Raw genomic sequence first — 17,248 nt, 5'->3', positions numbered from 1 at the left:
GAGGGGGCCCGCCCCCTCACCCTCCCAGCAGCGCCTCGACCTGATCCCGTTCCGGCGCCGACGGCTGGGCCCCCGGCCGCGTCGCCGCAAAGGCCCCGGCCGCGCAGGCGAAGCGCAGCGCCTGCGCGGGCTCCATCCCCTCCAGCAGGGCCACGGTGATGGCGGCGACGAAGGCGTCGCCCGCGCCCGTCGCATCCACCGCCTGGACGGCGGGCGGCTCGGCCCAGGCCGTCTGAACGCCGCGCTGATACATCACCGCCCCGCGAGCGCCCTGGGTCACCACCACCCGGCCGCCGCCCCGGTGCAGGGCCTCGCCATAGAAGGCGGCCTCGGTCTCATTGACCACGATCAGGTCGGCGCGACGCAGCAGGGCCTCCGACACCGGGGCGGCCGGCGCCAGATTGGCGCAGACGAAACCGGTCGCCCGCCCCACCGCCGCCTCCACCGTCTCGACCGGCAGCTCCAGTTGCACGATCAGGGCGCCCTCGATCCGCTGGGGCAGCTGTTCGGGCGTGACCAGATGATTGGCCCCGGCCGCCACCACGATCTGGTTCTCGCCGGTCGGATCGACGGCGATCAGGGCGACGCCCGTGGGCGCCGCCACATCGACCTCCACCCCCGCCAGATCGACGCCCAGCTCCGACATCAGGGCCAGGGCCTCGCCCGCCATGGCGTCGTTTCCGACCCGGCCGATCAGGCTGACCTCGGCCCCCAGCTTTTCGGCCGCATAGGCCTGGTTGGCGCCCTTGCCGCCCGGATAGCGGGCGAGCGTCGCCCCCGTCACCGTCTCGCCCGGCGCCGGCAGGCGGGGCGCCGTCGCCACCAGGTCCAGGTTGATCGAGCCGACGACGGTGATCCTCATGCCCCCCGCGTCCCTTCAGCGGCCTTCAGGGTCTCGGCGATCAGGTCGAACACCCCTTGAGCGTCCGCCGCGACCGCCCAGCGATGCCGGGCCGTGGCTGAATCCACCCGGAACTCCACCGCCGTATGGCCGCGCGTCAGGTCCGATCCCGTCTCGACCTCGATCCGGCAGGGTTTCAGGGTGAACAGGTCGGGCCTCATCAGCCAGGCGATCGGACAGGGATCGTGCAGGGGCGCGCCCCAGTCCGGGCTGGGCCAGCCGACCAGGGTCCGTTCGGTCCTCTGGGAAAAGCGCAGCAGGGCGGCGGTGGTGCGGGCCGGTTCGGTGCGGATCGTCTCTATGGCGCGGATGCGGGCCTCGGTCGCCCGCACCTGATGCGTCGCGTCCAGGCCGAAGGCGATCACCTGACAGCCCGAGCCGAAGACCACGGCCGCCGCATCCGGGTCGGCCCAGATGTTGAACTCGGCGGAAGCCGTGATGTTGCCGCCCTCCGACCGCGCCCCGCCCATGACCACGACCGGGCCCAGGTGTTCGGCCAGCCGCCGCTCGCGCTTCATCGCCAGGGCCAGATTGGTCATCGGCCCCAGGACGGCGATCGCCACCGATCCGGCCGGGCGCTTCATCACCAGGTCGACGATGGCGTTGGCCGCCGGGCCGTCGCCGATGATGCCGTGAGGCTCGAACGGCTCCAGGTCGCCCAGCCCTTCCGGCCCGTGGAACTCGCCGGCGCCGGCGGGCGGGCGTTTCAGCGGCCGTTCGGCCCCGCCGAAGACGGGCACGTCCTCTCGGCCGGCGATCTGGCGCAGCATGCGCGCATTGCGCTGGGTCAGATGGGCGGGGACGTTGCCGCCGACGGTGGTGACGGCCAGCAGCTCCAGCTCGGGGGCGGCGAAGGCCAGGAAGAGGGCCGCAGCGTCGTCCACGCCGGGGTCGCAGTCGATGATCAGGGATTGGACAGTCACCCCCGTGGTTTGGCCGCCCGAACGCCGGGGGGCAAGTCCGTTTCATGGCTAAGCCTGTGGGAAGGGGCGTCTTTTTCCGGCGCGGCCCGCCCGGCTTGACGTCCGCCTCCCCCGGCGTCACCCTGAGCCTCGTTCTCCGGGGGGTCGCAATCGAGCGGCTGAGATAGAGGTTCCTCCTCTGACCCGTCGAACCTGATCCGGGTCATGCCGGCGAAGGGATGAGTACGCTTTAGGTCCATGCGCCACAGGACCCTCGCGCCCGACGTCGGCGGACCTCAAACCGTTTGAGGCCGCCATGAACATCCAAGTCACCCCGCCCGTCCTGCCCGAAGAGCCCAATGTGGATCTGGCCCTGGCCGAGGCGCGCAAGGCGGTCGAGGCTGAGACCGGCCGTATCCCGACCGGCGAACGGGCCGGCAGCCGCAAGGTCTATGTCCAGGGCGTCCTCTATCCCGACATCCGCGTCCCCTTCCGCGAGATCGCCCTGCATCCGTCGGCGAACGAGCCGCCGGTGACGGTCTATGACAGCTCGGGCCCCTATACCGACCCGAACGTGGTCATCGACATCAAGAAGGGCCTGCCGCATGTGAAGACCCGCTGGCAGCTGGACCGCGGCGACATCGCCCCCGTCCTGAACCCGCGCGAGGTCAAGCCCGAGGACAACGGCCACGCCTCGGGCCGCCACCTGGCCCCCCGCTTCGACACCTCCAACCACCGCGTCTTCAAGGGCGTGGAGGGCCGCCCGGTGACGCAGTACGAATACGCCAAGGCCGGGATCATCACGCCCGAGATGGAATATGTGGCGATCCGGGAGAATCTGCGGCGGGAGGCAGTGGCGAGCAGCGAGTGGCGAGTGGCGAGTGACGTCGCCTCCACCATCACCCTGGCCGACGGTTCGACCGTGCCGCTTCCCGCATCGACCTCGCCACTCGCCACTCGCCACTCGCCACTGGAGCGCGACGGCGAATCCTTCGGCGCCAGCATCCCCGACTATGTGACGCCCGAATTCGTGCGCTCCGAAATCGCCCGCGGCCGGGCCATCATCCCGCACAACATCAACCACCCGGAGGTCGAGCCGATGATCATCGGCCGCAACTTCCTGGTGAAGATCAACGCCAACATCGGCAACAGCGCGGTTCTGTCCAGCGTGGACGACGAGGTCGACAAGCTGGTCTGGGCCACCCGCTGGGGCGCCGACAATGTCATGGACCTGTCGACGGGCCGCAACATCCACAACATCCGCGACTGGATCATCAGGAACTCCTCCGTCCCCATCGGCACCGTCCCCATCTATCAGGCGCTGGAGAAGGTCGGCGGCATAGCCGAGGACCTGACCTGGGAGGTGTTCCGCGACACATTGATCGAACAGGCCGAACAGGGCGTCGACTATTTCACCATCCACGCCGGGGTGCGCCTGCCCTTCGTGCCGATGACGGCCAAGCGGGTCACCGGCATCGTCAGCCGGGGCGGCTCCATCATGGCCAAATGGTGCCTGGCCCACCACAGGGAGAGCTTCCTGTATGAGCATTTCGAAGACATCTGCGACATCATGCGGGCCTATGACGTGTCGTTCAGCCTGGGCGACGGCCTGCGCCCCGGCTCGATCGCCGACGCCAATGACGAGGCCCAGTTCGCCGAGCTGCGGACCCTGGGCGAACTGACCCAGATCGCCTGGGCCAAAGGCTGCCAGGTGATGATCGAAGGCCCCGGCCATGTGCCGATGCACAAGATCAAGCAGAATATGGACGAGCAGCTGAAGCACTGCCACGAGGCGCCCTTCTATACGCTGGGGCCGCTGACCACCGACATCGCGCCGGGCTATGACCACATCACCTCGGCCATCGGGGCGGCCATGATCGGCTGGTTCGGCACGGCCATGCTCTGCTACGTCACGCCCAAGGAGCATCTGGGCCTGCCGGACCGTCAGGACGTCAAGGACGGCGTCATCACCTATAAGATCGCCGCCCACGCCGCCGACCTGGCCAAGGGCCACCCCGCCGCCCGCCTGCACGACGACGCCCTGTCGCGCGCCCGGTTCGAGTTCCGCTGGGAGGACCAGTTCAACCTGGGCCTCGACCCCGAAACCGCCCGCAAATACCACGACGCCACCCTGCCCAAGGAAGCCCACAAGACCGCCCACTTCTGCTCCATGTGCGGCCCGAAATTCTGCTCGATGAAGATCAGCCAGGATATCCGGGATGCGGCCGCGGCGCAGAACGACGCGGGGGCGAGCCTGGCGGAGGCGGAAGCCGGGATGGCGGAGATGTCGGCGAAGTTCCGGGCCGGGGGCGGGGTGGTGGAGGTAAAGGTGTGAGGGGGACTATTCGCGCCATGTATGCAGGTTGACTCCGCGACAGTTGGGTTCCCAACTGTCCCTCATGAGCACGCTCCCGAAAATCGCCAATCGCCCCGGCAGGCCAGAGTTTCGCGAGTGGCTCGACCGGCAAGAAGCTCCGCAACAAGCCAAGCTACCGCTAATTCACACGGCTAAGGCGCTCGTCGCCCGCGATATAGTGCGCGACGGCGAGATAAGGCCCCGCGAATGCAGCGTAATCGGCAGGTCAGTTTCCTATTTTTTCTACGGTAGGCCAGCCTATCGCCCACGCGGGAACGCGGTGGTTACGCAGAACTCGATGTGCCCAGTTTGCTTCGTTTTTTCTGAAAATCTACTCGATCGTGCCTCCAATATATTCCCATTTGACACCGGGGCCTTCGCCGCACGGCTTTACAAGCATGCTATGATTGAAGAAGCTAATATTCCAGACTTCGACATTTCTGGCGACTTAAAAAGAATAGGCCGTCTAATATCACGCATTTTCGAGAATAATGAAAATTACATCTTGGGAGACCGGTCAAAGCTACGTTCGATAGTTCGCGATGCCGAGCCAGACGAATACTTAGCCCAAGCCTACATCGATCTTATCACATCTCGAGGCCAGAACGAGCCAGATGATCGCGTCGCTACGATCGAGGTTGTTGTAGATGAAACGGTGGATCTCGGGCCGATGCTTCTGTCCATAGTTGTTCCAGATAACATTTGGAACAAATCCTATTCGGCCGAATGGTTAAAACCGTTTTCAGAACGCGGCGTATCCATTTTACCCTATCGCCACACGATGGGACGGGAACCCTCGCACTACCATGACGCGATAGAGGTCCAAGTTCGCGAGTTCCTGGCCAACAAAGGGCTCCTGTGATGGGCGCAGGTATCGCTTCCTTAGTTGGATGTGCTCAGCTCACTGATCAGAACCCGAGCATGCTACTCCCTCTATTTAAATTTTTTGGAGAAGAAACGCTTTACGCTCAGATCTATGACCCCTCCGGGAATGTGCGGGACTTTCATCCCGTTGCAGAAAACCCTTGGTGGTCACCACAAGAAAACCAAATAATTAACATTGCTAAGAATGATGAACCTATAATTTCTTTTACGAACAGCCGCGGAAACATATACTGCGACAAGCGATCTAACCTAATTCAGCAACTCCGTATTGCATGCGAAAGTAGAGAAGCGAGCGAAGCATTTAAGCTGTCAGCTTACGAACTTATCGGCGACAACGATCAAATATTACATCATCGCTTAAAATCGATTGAGTGCACAGCCGATGAACTTGGCGCATCATCTGCCTACGCTTACAGGAATTCAATCGCCATTGATTTGACTTGGCGACTCCTGGAGCGGAATACAGTAACCATGGATGCATCTAACAAACTCGCTCTTTTTCGCGCTAATGTTACCGCCAATTTCAAGGACGATAATCTAGAAATAAGCCTAGGATCGATGTCTACCGATGACTTTACTATCGGTATTGACGAGATCACGCGCATAATATCGAACGAGATGAAAGGCATAAAAACTGTCAATCAAATACCTTCAAAAGCTGATTTATCAAACATGGGGGGAGCTGACCTATCGTACAACGATATTGTTCAAGCTGTTAGAATGTCCAAACGACAGGAAGAAAGGATTGCCATCCTCATTAGGAGCATTCTTCTCTCACCCCGTCAGGGAATTCATTTTCTTGAGAATTACCCACACAACGCACAGTTTGAATTAGATGCGGTCAATATAATTCGGCAATCCATATCACTGATTGACATCGAAGATCAATTAGATGTTGAATTCCGCATGTCGCTTCTAATTCGTAAAATTATCAGCGCATCTTATCCTATGAGAAAGGGTGAGACTATATTTTTCTTTTCCGAACATCTTGCAGATTTTGACCTAATACGCGCACAGATTGAGAGCGCACTTCTCAGAAGCAACTCGTTCAGCGTCAATATCCTTCGAAAGGAAATTAATGAGTCTTTAAATCGAAGGAACTCCCGACGTAAATAGGAGAGCACTTTCTACTGAAAATCTGGCTGCTTAGCCTCTCACGACGGCGCATGAGATCTCTTGAGTTAAGACCGCAGTGAACACCCTCTTCGACCGAGAAACCGTCCTCAAAGCCGGACGCGACGCCGCCCGGATCGCGCGCGAAGGCACGCGCGAGGAGAAGTCCGGCAAGTTCCTGCCGCCGCCCGGCTGGAAGGGGCATCTGGTCACGGCCGCCGATGTTCCGGCCGCGCCGAAGAAGAAGCGGGCCTGACCCCGTGATATCGCTCGCTCTCGCCTTCGCGCTCGCCGCAGTCGCCCCACAGCAACCCGCCGACCCACTGGGTCCGGCGCGCGAGGGCCGGCTGCAGTGCCATTCGCCAGGTGCGGCGCGAAAGACCTGCGGCGCCATCGCGACTTACAGCTTTGCGGCGGACGGGACGATTTCGAACCAAGCCGAGGTGATGCTGAATCCCTCGCCGCTCATCGTCATGCGGGACCAAACCCCCGTTGTCGTCCGCGACGGCGCAGTCTGCGGGCCGTTAACCGGCCTTGAGGGCGCCGTCTTCACAATCGACGGCCAGCCGGCCGACCCCCAGACGGCAGAGATGCTCCGGGGTCAGCTGAGCGCCGCCTTCGCCCAGCTGGGGACGGAAGTCTGCACCCGCTATACGCCCCAGGGCGAGGGCTGGCTGGCCGAGGCCTTCATCGACGGCCGCCCCCGCCCCGACCTGAATCAGCCGGTGATCTGGGTCTCCCCCACGGACGGCTATTCCGTCCGGCCATAGGTTCAGGGGTTCGCGGCCCATGCCCACGTTGGGGGTCCCCCGGTTCCGCTGCGCGGCCCGGAGGATGACGAAAGGAGGGTGCGAAGCCCCCTGCCCCCACCCCTTCCCCCACACCGCCCTCTGATTCCCCACGGCTTTTCGGCGCTTCCCGACAATCGACCCATCACCCCTTTCCCCCGACCTCATACTGAGGCGGCTCCGCATCGGGGCGGATCGGTCGGGAGGGACGGATGGACGCGACGGCAGGCGGCTGGGGCCAGGACGGGGACGGGGATTGGGGCGCGGAGGGGATGGCGGAGCCGGGCGCCGAGCGGGCCTGGGACGATGAACCCCTGAACGACCGGCCCCTCTATGACGGGCGGCGGGTGCGCGATCCCTATCAGAGGGGCGGGGGTTACAGCCGGATATCGGAGGACCGGTGGGATGCGATCCAGCGGGCCTATGCGGCGGGCGAGCCGGGGGCCTCGGTCTGTCGGCGGTTCGGCCTGGCGCGCTCGACCCTTTACGCCCGCGCCCGCGACGAGGGGTGGCTGCGCCAGGATCAGGATCAGGCCGACCCCCTGGACTATGGGTTCGAGGCGGACGGGGCGGACGCGCCCGTGGACCTGGAGGCCGAGACGGCGGCGGGCCTGTGCGACTACGGCCTGTTGGCGGGTCACGCCCGGGTGCGGATGCAGCGGGCGATCCTGGCGGGCCGAGGGGTGGAGGCCGGGCGCTGGATGCGGCTGCACGCCCAGTTGACGGCCATGGCCCAGGCGGAAGAGGCGATGAAGGCGGCGGCGAAGGCGCAGGCTGAGGCCCAGACTCCGAGTCCGCCGTCGGCCGAGGCCGCCCCGGCCCCCGCGCCCAAACCGGCCGCGCCCCAACCGCCCGCGCCCAAGCGCCGCTCCGGCCCCAAACCCCTGTCGGACTGCGATCGGTTTGAGGTGCTGGAACGCCAGATGAAGGCCCTGACGGACCTGGAGCGGTCCTTCGCCGGCCTGGACCTGAGCAATCCCGTCTATCGCCGCCTGCTGGAAAAGGCGGTGAAGGCGGTCGTCCTGATGGGGCCCGATCCGGTCGATCCGGCGCCGGACCAACCGGACCAACCGGACACATCGGACACATCGGACACTGTTTTTTCCACGCCCGTCCCCTCCTGACGGTTCCGATCCGGTCCTGAACAGGTGACGAGGGGCGCTTCAGCCCCTACCTAGGCGTCATGACCCTTCATGCCGCCCCGCCGCCCCTCCTCGACGCCGCCGGCGTTTCGACCGACGACGCCCTGTCGATCCTGAAGTCCGCCCTGGTCGGGGCGGACGACGGGGAGCTGTTTCTGGAACGCTCCGAGAGCGAGAGCCTGGTCTTCGACGACGGGCGGCTGAAATCGGCCGCCTATGACGCCACCGAGGGGTTCGGCCTGCGGGTGGTGGCGGGCGAGACCGCCGGCTATGCCCACGCCAATGAGATTTCGGCCGCCGCCCTGGGCCGCGCCGCCGACAGCGCCGCCCTGGCCAAGGCGGGGCATGAGGCCCGCGTCGCCGAGGGGCCGCGCGCCACGAACCAGAAACTGTATGCCGAGGTCGATCCCCTGGCCTCGCCGGCCTTCTCGGACAAGATCGCCCTGTTGGCCGAGATCGACGCCTGGGCCCGGGCCCGCGATCCGCGCGTGGTCCAGGTCTCGGCCTCCCTGGTCGGCGAGCGGCGCGCGATCGAGATCCTGAGGGCCGACGACCGGGCGGTGCGCGACGTGCGGCCCCTGGTGCGGCTGAACGTCTCGGTCACGGTCGAGCAGAACGGCCGACGCGAGAGCGCCTCCTCCGGCGCCGGGGGCCGGGCGGGCTTCGAGGCCTGGGTGGCGCCCGAACGCTGGCAGGCCCAGGTGGACGAGGCCCTGCGCCAGGCCCTGGTCAATCTGGAGGCCGTCGATTGTCCGGCGGGCGAGATGGACGTGGTCCTGGGGGCCGGCTGGCCCGGCGTCCTGCTGCACGAGGCCATCGGCCACGGCTTCGAGGGCGACTTTCACAGGAAGGGCTCATCCGTCTTCAACGGCATGATGGGCAAGCGGGTGGCGGCGCCGGGCGTGACCGTGGTCGACGACGGCTCCATCGCCGGGCGGCGCGGCTCCCTGTCGGTGGACGACGAGGGCACGCCCACGGGCCGCACCGTCCTGATCGAGGACGGGATCATGGTCGGGCTGATGCACGACCGGCTGTCGGCGCGTCAGCTGGGGGTCGCCGCCACCGGCAACGGCCGTCGCCAGTCCTTCGCCCACATGCCCATGCCGCGCATGACCAACACCTTCATGGAGGGGGGGCGGGATTCCAAGGCCGACATGATCGCCAATACGAAGCGCGGCCTCTACGCCGCCAACTTCTCGGGCGGTCAGGTCGACATCACCAACGGCAAGTTCGTCTTCCAGTGCAATGAGGCCTATCTGATCGAGGACGGGGTGATCACCGCGCCGGTGCGCGGCGCGACCCTGATCGGCGACGGGGCGACGGCCCTGACCAAGATCCAGATGATCGGCGACGACTTCGCCTTCGACCCCGGCGTCGGGGTCTGCGGCAAGGCCGGACAGGGCGTGCCCGTCGGCATCGGCCAGCCCAGCCTCAAGATCGGCGGCCTGACCGTCGGCGGAACGGCGGTCTAGGGGGCGGAACCGGATCGCGCGACCGTGAGTTTCCCCGCCACACAGGAGAGGAGACTTACCGTGGCAACCGAACGCACCATCAAACACCCCGACGGCCGGGTCGAGCGCGTCAGCGAAAACTCGACCGGCCCGACCATCGTCGAGCAGCGCCGCAGCGGCGGCGGAATGGGCGGGGTCATCGCCCTGATCGTCGGCCTGGCCCTGGTCCTGATCATCGGCTGGTTCCTGATGAACATGAACCGCAATGAGGCGATAGAGTCCAACGCCGTAGCCGGCGCGGCCGAAAGCGTCGGCAACGCCGCCGACACCGTCGGCGAGGCCGCCCGCGACGCCGTGCCCGATCGCGCGACGCCTGCCAATTAACCCATTGATAATAATTACGAAATAGGCGGGCCGCCGGGGGCCTCGGCCGGCGGCTGCGGCCGCCAGTCGGGGCCCAGAGGCTCCAGCCCCTGGGCCTCCAGCCGGTCCAGCAGGCCGCCCGGCTGGGCCAGCAGGCGAAGCGGGGCGATGGCGACCGTCGTCCCGCCCTCGGCCAGGGCCTGGTCCACCGCCTGGCCCCACAGGGCCTCCAGCGCCGGCCCCTGGCCCATCACCACCCAGTAGGAGCAGGCGCTGACGGCCTGATCCAGGGGCGAGGCGAGCACCTCGGCGACGCGGCGCCGGCGCCAGGCCTCGGCCCGCCGCTCGCCCTCCGCCTCGCCCAGCTCGGCCGCCGTCACCGCCCGCTCCATGCAATCTAGGTACCGCTCGGGCGGGGTGGTCAGCACCCGATCGATGATCTCGTCCCCCCGCAGGGTGCCGACCGGCTCGGCCGGCTTGCGGTTGGTCCGCGCCGCCCGCCGCACCACGTCCGAGACCGGCCGCTCGCGCCGGGCGTAGCCGCCCCGCTCCATCAGCTCGGCTGACAGCAGCAGCAGGCTGGTGCGGCTGGGCCCCTCGCCCGTGACCCGCTCCAGCCGCGCCTCCAGCTCCGGCGGCAGATAGTCGGCCGTGGTCCGGCCCTCGGGCAGGCGGGTCAGGGTCCGCGCCCGCCAGATGACTCGCCCCAGATCGGCCAGGGACGCCCGCCCCTGCACCGGGAACAGCACCCGATCCGCCCGCTCCACCGCCGTCGTCAGGGCCTCGGTCCGCCAATCCATGTCGCGCGACAGGCCGTCGATCGACCCGACCAGGATCAGGGTCGCGTCCCCGCGCCTGACCTCCCACATCGGCCCCTCGATCCGACGGGCGGTGACGACGATGTCCTCCACCGCATCGGCCGGCGGGTCCGCCTCCTGGGCTGTCGCCCGCCAGCCTGCGCTTGCGGCAAGCAGAATAGAACAGAGAAGAGCGGGGATACGGTTCATGACTTCACTGTATTCGCGCGCCTTTCATTTTCGTAATGGAATGTCTGTAATGATGGCCGCGATTTAATCCACCTTTCCGCCTTGTAACTGGAGATGAACGTCCGCTGACGGCACACCCCTCGACAACATTCGAGGGGAAGACCGATGACGAAGACCTTGCTGCTGGCCAGCACCGCCCTGTTCCTGTCGGCCGCATCGGCCTTCGCGGGGGACGAGCCCCAGGTGGCCCAGGCGCCGGTTCCGACCGGCCCGGCGGGCCAGGCGCCCCTGGCCGACGCGACCCAGCGCGGCGTTCTGGTCTTCACGCCCGACTTCTTCGCGGCCCAGCGCCCCAATACGGCGCTCGACATGGTCAATCGCGTGCCGGGCTTCGAGGTCGACGACGGTTCCGGGGCGCGCGGCTTTGAAGGGGCGGTCGGCAATGTGCTGATCAACAACGCCCGTCCGGCCTCCAAGAACGACGGCGGCTCCAATGTGCTGAGCCGCACCCCGGCGCGTCAGGTGGAACGGATCGAGCTGATCCGCGGCGGCGCGCCCGGCATCGACATGCAGGGCTTCTCGGTGGTGGTGAACGTCATCCTAAAGACCGAGGCCAGCCGCCAGTCGATCCTGACGTGGAACACGACCCAGTTCGAAGGCGCGGGCCAGGATCTCTACGGCGGCAGCTATCAGTTCACCGCCCGAGACGGCGACCGCAGCTGGGGCGTGACCCTGTCCGACGGCATCAGCATGAGCGATTCGAACGGCCCCGGCCGGACGATCCGCCGTGACGTGGCAGGCAATGTGCTGCGCGACGAGGTTACCGACACCGACGGCTACGGCGGCGGCAATTCGATCCGCGGGACCTATGCGGGTCCGATCGCCGGCGGCAAGGTCGACCTGACCGCCCGCTATGGGATCAACGACTGGAACGGCTACTACAACAGCCGGTCGGCGACCGCCTTCCGCGAAAGCCTCGACCAGGAGGACAACAAGAGCGGCGAGTTCGGCGTCACCTGGGAGCGGCCGCTGAACGACCGGTTCAAGCTGGAAACCCGGCTGATGCATGAGTTCGGCAGCTGGGACGGGGTCTCGACCTACAACGTCCTCAGCAACGGTCTGGACGCCCCGGAAGAGCGGTTCGTCTATTCGGGCGAGCGGTCCGAGACCATCCTGCGGGCCCTGATCCGTCACGAGCGGTCGCCCAAGCTGACGATCGAGACCGGCGGCGAGGTGGCCTACAACATGCGCCAGACTGATCAGGCCTATAGCGTGGGCGGCGCCCCGGTGGCCCTGCCCAGCGCCTCGGTCAAGGTGGAGGAGACGCGCGGCGAGGCCTTCTCCAAGGGCACCTGGCGGCTGCACCCCGACCTGACCCTGGAGGCGGGTCTGCGCCTGGAAGCCTCGACCATCAGCCAGTCGGGCGACGCCGATCAGGAGAAGAGCTTCTTCTTCGCCAAGCCGCGCCTGCTGGCGACCTGGACGCCGATGCCGAACAACCAGCTGCGCTTCCGCCTCGAGCGCGAACTGGGCCAGCTCGACTTCTCCGACTTCGCCGCCTCCGCCGACCTGGAGGAACAGAACGTCTATGGCGGCAATGTCGATCTGGAGCCCGAGCAGCGCTGGATCTCCGAACTGACCTATGAGCGCCGTTTCTGGGGCGAGGGGGTGGTGTCCATCGGCTATCGCCACGACGAGATCATCGACGCCATCGACCGCATCCCCCTGGCCGGCGGCCTGTCGGCGGTGGGCAATATCGGCGAGGGGACGCTGGACCGGCTGTCGCTGAACGTGACCGTGCCGCTGGACAAGCTGGGCGTCTCAGGCGCCCGCTTCACCTTCAGGAACGACTGGAACAAGACCGAGGTCACCGATCCGACCACGGGCGAGACGCGGCCCATCTCCGGCGTCCGCCCGACCCAGGCCAATGTCGGCCTCGAGCAGGACATCACGCGCCTGAAGCTGCAATGGGGGGTGAACTGGCTGCCGTATCTGGGCCAGCCCAGCTATTCGCCCGATCAGGTCTCGCGCTGGCGCGGAACCGACTATTTCGAGCTGTTCGCCGAATACAAGCCCAGCCCGACCCTGGCGATCCGGGCCCAGCTGAACCTGTGGGACGACTTCACCCAAAGCCGCACCGTCTTCGCCGACCGCGACACCCGCGCGGTGGCCTTCGTCGAGGACAGCGTCGTCGACCCGCGCACCTTCGCCTCCATCCGGGTCCGCAAGACCTTCTGAGGCGGCTGACGTCAACGAAAAGCCCCGGCGGATCGCTCCGCCGGGGCTTCTTGCGTCGAACAGGCGGGCTTTAGTGGATCCCGGCCATGCCCTTCTTGAGCAGGGGCGACATCAGCAGCAGGAAGACGCCGACGCCGACGCCCGTCCAGCCGATGGTGCCAAAGATCGACCCATAGGTCTGAAGCGCCAGCTCGGGGCTGGTGACGACACCGGCGACGGTGTCAGTCGCCGTCGCCTTGGCGATGATGCCGGCGACGATATGGGCGACGGAGCTGGACAGGAACCAGACGCCCATCATCATCCCGACCACCCGCGCCACCGACAATTTGGTGATCATCGACAGGCCGACCGGCGACAGGCACAGCTCGCCGATCGTGTGGAAGAAGTAGGTCAGGAACAGGAAGATCAGCGGCACCCGGAAGGCGTCGTTGGCCTGGGTCGCGGCAGCCCAGGTCAGCACCAGGAAGCCCAGACCGACGAAGACTAGGCCGAAGGAGAATTTGACCGGGGTCGAAGGCTCCAGCTTGCGCTTGGCCAGCCAGACCCAGAGGGCGGCGATGATCGGCCCGCCCAGCACGATGATGCCGGGGTTGAAGGTCTGGGTCATGGCGGCGTTGAACCATGACGGCATCTGGGTGGACTGGTCTGCGAACAGGGTCAGGGACGACCCTGCCTGTTCGAACAGGGCCCAGAACAGGACCGAGAAGAAGATCAGCACCTGGGCGACCAGCATGCGCGACCGCTCGGCGCCCTTGAGCCGGAAGACCGTGAAGCCCACCACGGCGGCGAAGATGACGCCCGCGATCCACGGCAGGGCCGTCTCGATGATCTCGTGGCGCTGCATCAGCAGCCAGGTCGGGATGACGGCGACGATGCCGGCGATCCAGAAGAAAGGCACCAGCGGCACGCCCAGGATGGAACGGCCCTGAACGGGGACCGGCGGCGCGCCGCGGCCTTCGAGCCAGGACTGGCCCAGGACGAAGGTCAGCAGGCCGAACAGCATGCCGATGCCGGCCAGGCCGAAGCCGTAGGCCCAGCCGTATTTGATGCCCAGATAGGAGCAGGCGATGGTCGCCAGGAAGGAACCGAGGTTGATCCCCACGTAGAAGATGGTGAAGCCGCCGTCGCGCCGGGGGTCGTTCTCTTCATAGAGAGCGCCGACGACGGTTGAGATGTTGGCCTTCAGGAAGCCGACGCCCACGATGATCAGGGACAGGGCCAGGAAAAGAACCGGCTCGCCGAGCGCCAGATCCCGCGTGGTCTCCAGCGTATAGGCGCCGGTCGCGGTGAAGGCGGGGAAGCCGGCCTTGGCGGCGGCCTCGGGCGCGGCTGCGGTCGCCGGATCCAGCGCTCCGGTCGGCTGGGCGTTGATCGCCGCTCCCGTGGCGACGGCCGCCACATCGGAGGCGTTGGCGGCGGAGGGCTCGGCGCCGACGGCGGAGACGCCTTCGGGCGATATGGCGACCTGGACCCGTTCATCGCCGTTGACGGCGAAGATGCGGCGGTTCTGGTCGCGGCCCTCGACCTGCAGCTCATAGGTGGTGTCACCGATGGTCAGGCGCTCGCGACCGCCGGTGCCTTCGAAGGCCATGGTGAAGTGACCCAGGACCAGCAGAACGGCGCCGATGATGACGGCCTTGCGCGATCCGAGATAGCGGTCGGCGATCAGGCCGCCGAGGACCGGCATCAGATAAACGAGGGCGGCGTAGGCGGCGTAGATGCCTTGAGCCTCGGCCGGGCCGAACAGGAAGTGCTGGGTCAGATAGAGGACCAGCAGGGCCCGCATGCCATAGTAGGAAAAACGCTCCCACATTTCCGTGAAGAACAGGATCACCAGCCCCCGCGGGTGCCCTAGGAAAGTCTTACGAGGCGCGAGCGCCCCCCCATCCGTCACTGTCAACGGCTCACTCCCAACTGCCGCGCCTCAACGGGGCGCGCGAAAGGCGCATACCCAGCACAGGGAGCAAACCCGAACAAGAGTTAAGGTTATGCGCCCCCTCGCCGCACCCGGCGATGCGCCGAACTGGCGCCCGATATGCAGAGGTTCCCGCATCCCGCCGCCGGGGCGCCAATATGGCCCGGTCGAGGACGGGAGGGAGTGTTGAATGGCTGTGCGGCCGATCCGCCGATCCGACTATGCGGCGCTGAACGCCCTGCACCGCCAGGTCGGCTGGCCCGAGCGGTCCGAGGCGGGGTGGCGGTGGCTGGAGGCCAATCCGGCGCGACGGGACCTGGACGCCCCGACCGGCTGGGTCGTCGTCGATGAGGCCGATGCGCCCCAGGCCATGCTGGGCAATCTGGTCCAGAGGTTTCGGCGCGGCCCCGAGGTTCTTTACGCCGCCACCGGCTTTTCCATCATCGTTCCGCCCGAACGACGGGGCGCCAGCCGGCCCCTGATCAAGGCCATATTGGCCCAGTCGGGCCTGTTCGCCTGCTACACCCTGAACGCCAACGCCCGGTCGGCGCCACTCTATCCCCTGTTCGGCTTCAAGCCGGCGCCGGCCCAGACCCACGCCCTGAAGCTGGCCTGGAGGGTCGATCCCCTGACCTGTGCGAAGGGCCGGCTGCTGCGCGGACTGCTGGGCGGAGTGTCGGCGGAGACGGCCCGGCGGTTGGGCGACCGGCTGATGAACCGCCGCCTGTTCAAACCCCGCCGCCTGAAGCTGCCGGACGGGGTCCGGGTGCTGACCGACCTGGGCGAGGGTTCGCCCTATGCCGACTTCTGGCGGGCCCTGGTCGCCGAGGGCCGGCTGATCGCCGACCGCAGCCCCGAGATCATGGCCTGGCGCATGAGCGACCCCGACATGACCCTGGCGCCTGTGGTTCTGGGCCTTTTTCACCGGGACCGGCTGCAAGGCGTCGCCCTGGCCCACATGAACAAGACCCGTCTGATCGATCCGCCCTGTCTGGACATCCTGGATCTGGCGGCGCTGGACGGGGCGGACGACGCGATCGAAATCCTGGCCCGGACCCTGATCGACAATGCGCGGGGCCTGGGCGCGGCCAAGGTCAGGCTGCAGGTGACGACGCCCCTGATGCTGGAGCGTCTGGGGCCGCTGGCCGCCAAGGCCCGGCGCGAGGGCGGATGGGGCCACGGCCACGCCGTCTTCCGCGATCCCGTCTCCGCCGAGGAATGGAGCCCCACCCCGTTCGACGGGGACTACGCCGTCTGCCTGCGCCCCGTGCCGGCGCCCCGCCGGTCGTCGATCAGGCGCGAAATCGAGCGAGACGCCGCCGTCTGAGCCGACCGGTCTTGCTCCGGGGCGGGCCGGCGATCGGACACGAAAAAAAGGTGTCCGATGTGTCCGATCTGTCCGACGCCCTTTGATTTTGCTGAAGAATAGTCCGCCGTGGACCGGACAGTCCGTCGGCGAACGGTCGCGCCGTCCTTTGCGATGTCAAAGACCGAAACGCCAGTCTAGGCGCTGCGGAAGGACCGACGGCCGATTGGGCGGCTCGATCCGCAAGGCGTTGAAAAATCGATCTCTTTACGCCCTGACCTATAGGGACGTCGGCGCGAAGGCGAGGCGCGGACCGGGTCGCGGCGTCGTTCAGCGATCAGGCTCTAGAGCATGATCGTTTCGGACGGAACCGCTTCGCGGTTCCGACAGAAGCGTGAATCATGCTCTCGCTTTAATCTGGAGCCTGATTCACGGCTTCAGTGGAATCGCGAAGCGATTCCACTTCAACCGATCAGGCTCTAGGGCCGGGCCTTCAGCGTGTCGCGGATCTCGGTCAGCAGGGCCTCGGTCGGGGTCGGGGCCGAGGGCGCCGGATCCGGCTTGGCGGCTTCCTGGCGGCGCAGGCTGTTGATCCCCTTGACCAGCAGGAAGACGACGAAGGCCACGATCAGGAACTGGATCACCGTATTGGCGAAGGCGCCGTATTGGATCGTCACCTTCTCGACCGCTTCGGTCGCCGGGTTTTCAGGCCGCAGCACCCATTCCAGCTCGGAAAAATCGACCCCGCCGGTCAGCAGACCGATCGGGGGCATCACCACCTGATCCACCAGGCTTTTGACGATGCCGTTGAAGGCGGCGCCGATGATGACGCCGACCGCCAGATCGACGACGTTACCCTTGATCGCGAACTCGCGGAACTCGGACAGAAGGCTCATGCGGGG

Annotated in this window: 15 protein-coding genes and 1 riboswitch; of the genes, 10 read left to right on the top strand and 5 right to left on the bottom strand. The window is 66.4% G+C overall.

Features of this window, described 5'->3' with window-relative positions; translation table 11 throughout:
- Positions 1-16 precede the first annotated feature (16 nt).
- Positions 17-862, bottom strand: coding sequence for a ribokinase (locus JL11_RS05030; protein WP_054764691.1), 846 nt, complete (start codon positions 860-862; stop codon positions 17-19).
- Positions 859-1,824: a nucleoside hydrolase gene (locus JL11_RS05025; protein WP_054764690.1), complete on the bottom strand. Its 966-nt coding sequence runs from the start codon at positions 1,822-1,824 to the stop codon at positions 859-861. The genes JL11_RS05030 and JL11_RS05025 overlap by 4 nt, the downstream gene beginning before the upstream one ends.
- 127 nt (positions 1,825-1,951) lie before the next feature.
- Positions 1,952-2,061, top strand: a riboswitch (TPP riboswitch).
- A gap of 58 nt (positions 2,062-2,119) precedes the next feature.
- Here JL11_RS05025 and thiC point away from each other — a divergent pair.
- The 8 genes from thiC to JL11_RS05000 all read left to right on the top strand — a co-directional run bounded on the left by thiC (position 2,120) and on the right by JL11_RS05000 (position 9,922).
- Complete coding sequence (gene thiC / locus JL11_RS05020; protein WP_231681404.1) at positions 2,120-4,138, top strand: phosphomethylpyrimidine synthase ThiC; 2,019 nt, start codon at positions 2,120-2,122, stop codon at positions 4,136-4,138.
- A 64-nt stretch (positions 4,139-4,202) separates the two neighbouring features.
- Positions 4,203-5,021, top strand: a complete 819-nt coding sequence (locus JL11_RS17385; protein WP_156314153.1) for a hypothetical protein — start codon at positions 4,203-4,205, stop codon at positions 5,019-5,021.
- Positions 5,021-6,160 carry a hypothetical protein gene (locus JL11_RS17380; RefSeq protein ID WP_156314152.1) on the top strand — a complete coding sequence of 380 codons (1,140 nt, stop codon included), beginning with the start codon at positions 5,021-5,023 and terminating at the stop codon, positions 6,158-6,160. The genes JL11_RS17385 and JL11_RS17380 overlap by 1 nt, the downstream gene beginning before the upstream one ends.
- A gap of 76 nt (positions 6,161-6,236) precedes the next feature.
- On the top strand, positions 6,237-6,413 hold the full coding sequence (locus tag JL11_RS17375; RefSeq protein WP_156314151.1) for a hypothetical protein: 177 nt from the start codon (positions 6,237-6,239) through the stop codon (positions 6,411-6,413).
- A 4-nt stretch (positions 6,414-6,417) separates the two neighbouring features.
- A complete protein-coding gene (locus JL11_RS17370; RefSeq protein WP_156314150.1) occupies positions 6,418-6,927 on the top strand; it encodes a hypothetical protein in 510 nt (169 codons plus the stop codon).
- Positions 6,928-7,157: 230 nt separating this feature from the next.
- Positions 7,158-8,069: a hypothetical protein gene (locus JL11_RS05010; protein WP_054764688.1), complete on the top strand. Its 912-nt coding sequence runs from the start codon at positions 7,158-7,160 to the stop codon at positions 8,067-8,069.
- Between the two features lie 59 nt (positions 8,070-8,128).
- A complete protein-coding gene (tldD, locus tag JL11_RS05005; protein WP_054764687.1) occupies positions 8,129-9,559 on the top strand; it encodes a metalloprotease TldD in 1,431 nt (476 codons plus the stop codon).
- A 60-nt stretch (positions 9,560-9,619) separates the two neighbouring features.
- Entirely contained in the window at positions 9,620-9,922 is a 303-nt protein-coding gene (locus JL11_RS05000) for a hypothetical protein (RefSeq protein ID WP_054764686.1), read from the top strand.
- Between the two features lie 14 nt (positions 9,923-9,936).
- Here the strand turns inward: JL11_RS05000 and JL11_RS04995 are convergent, their stop codons facing one another.
- Entirely contained in the window at positions 9,937-10,908 is a 972-nt protein-coding gene (locus JL11_RS04995) for a TraB/GumN family protein (RefSeq protein ID WP_054764685.1), read from the bottom strand.
- A 144-nt stretch (positions 10,909-11,052) separates the two neighbouring features.
- On the opposite strand from JL11_RS04995, the gene JL11_RS04990 reads away from it, so the two are divergent.
- The gene (locus JL11_RS04990) at positions 11,053-13,125 is read left to right on the top strand and encodes a TonB-dependent receptor plug domain-containing protein (RefSeq protein ID WP_054764684.1); all 2,073 of its coding nucleotides are present in this window, start codon (positions 11,053-11,055) and stop codon (positions 13,123-13,125) included.
- Between the two features lie 70 nt (positions 13,126-13,195).
- Here the strand turns inward: JL11_RS04990 and JL11_RS04985 are convergent, their stop codons facing one another.
- Positions 13,196-14,959: a peptide MFS transporter gene (locus tag JL11_RS04985; RefSeq protein ID WP_054764683.1), complete on the bottom strand. Its 1,764-nt coding sequence runs from the start codon at positions 14,957-14,959 to the stop codon at positions 13,196-13,198.
- Positions 14,960-15,230: 271 nt separating this feature from the next.
- On the opposite strand from JL11_RS04985, the gene JL11_RS04980 reads away from it, so the two are divergent.
- On the top strand, positions 15,231-16,367 hold the full coding sequence (locus JL11_RS04980) for a hypothetical protein (RefSeq protein ID WP_054764682.1): 1,137 nt from the start codon (positions 15,231-15,233) through the stop codon (positions 16,365-16,367).
- Between the two features lie 458 nt (positions 16,368-16,825).
- Here JL11_RS04980 and mscL read toward each other — a convergent pair whose 3' ends face one another.
- Complete coding sequence (gene mscL, locus JL11_RS04975) at positions 16,826-17,242, bottom strand: large-conductance mechanosensitive channel protein MscL (protein ID WP_054764681.1); 417 nt, start codon at positions 17,240-17,242, stop codon at positions 16,826-16,828.
- Positions 17,243-17,248 lie beyond the last annotated feature (6 nt).

It is taken from the genome of Brevundimonas sp. DS20, assembly GCF_001310255.1.
GTDB lineage: Bacteria > Pseudomonadota > Alphaproteobacteria > Caulobacterales > Caulobacteraceae > Brevundimonas > Brevundimonas aurantiaca.
The sequence above is the reverse complement of the archived record's forward strand: the minus strand, read 5'-3'. Positions and strand labels throughout refer to the sequence as shown.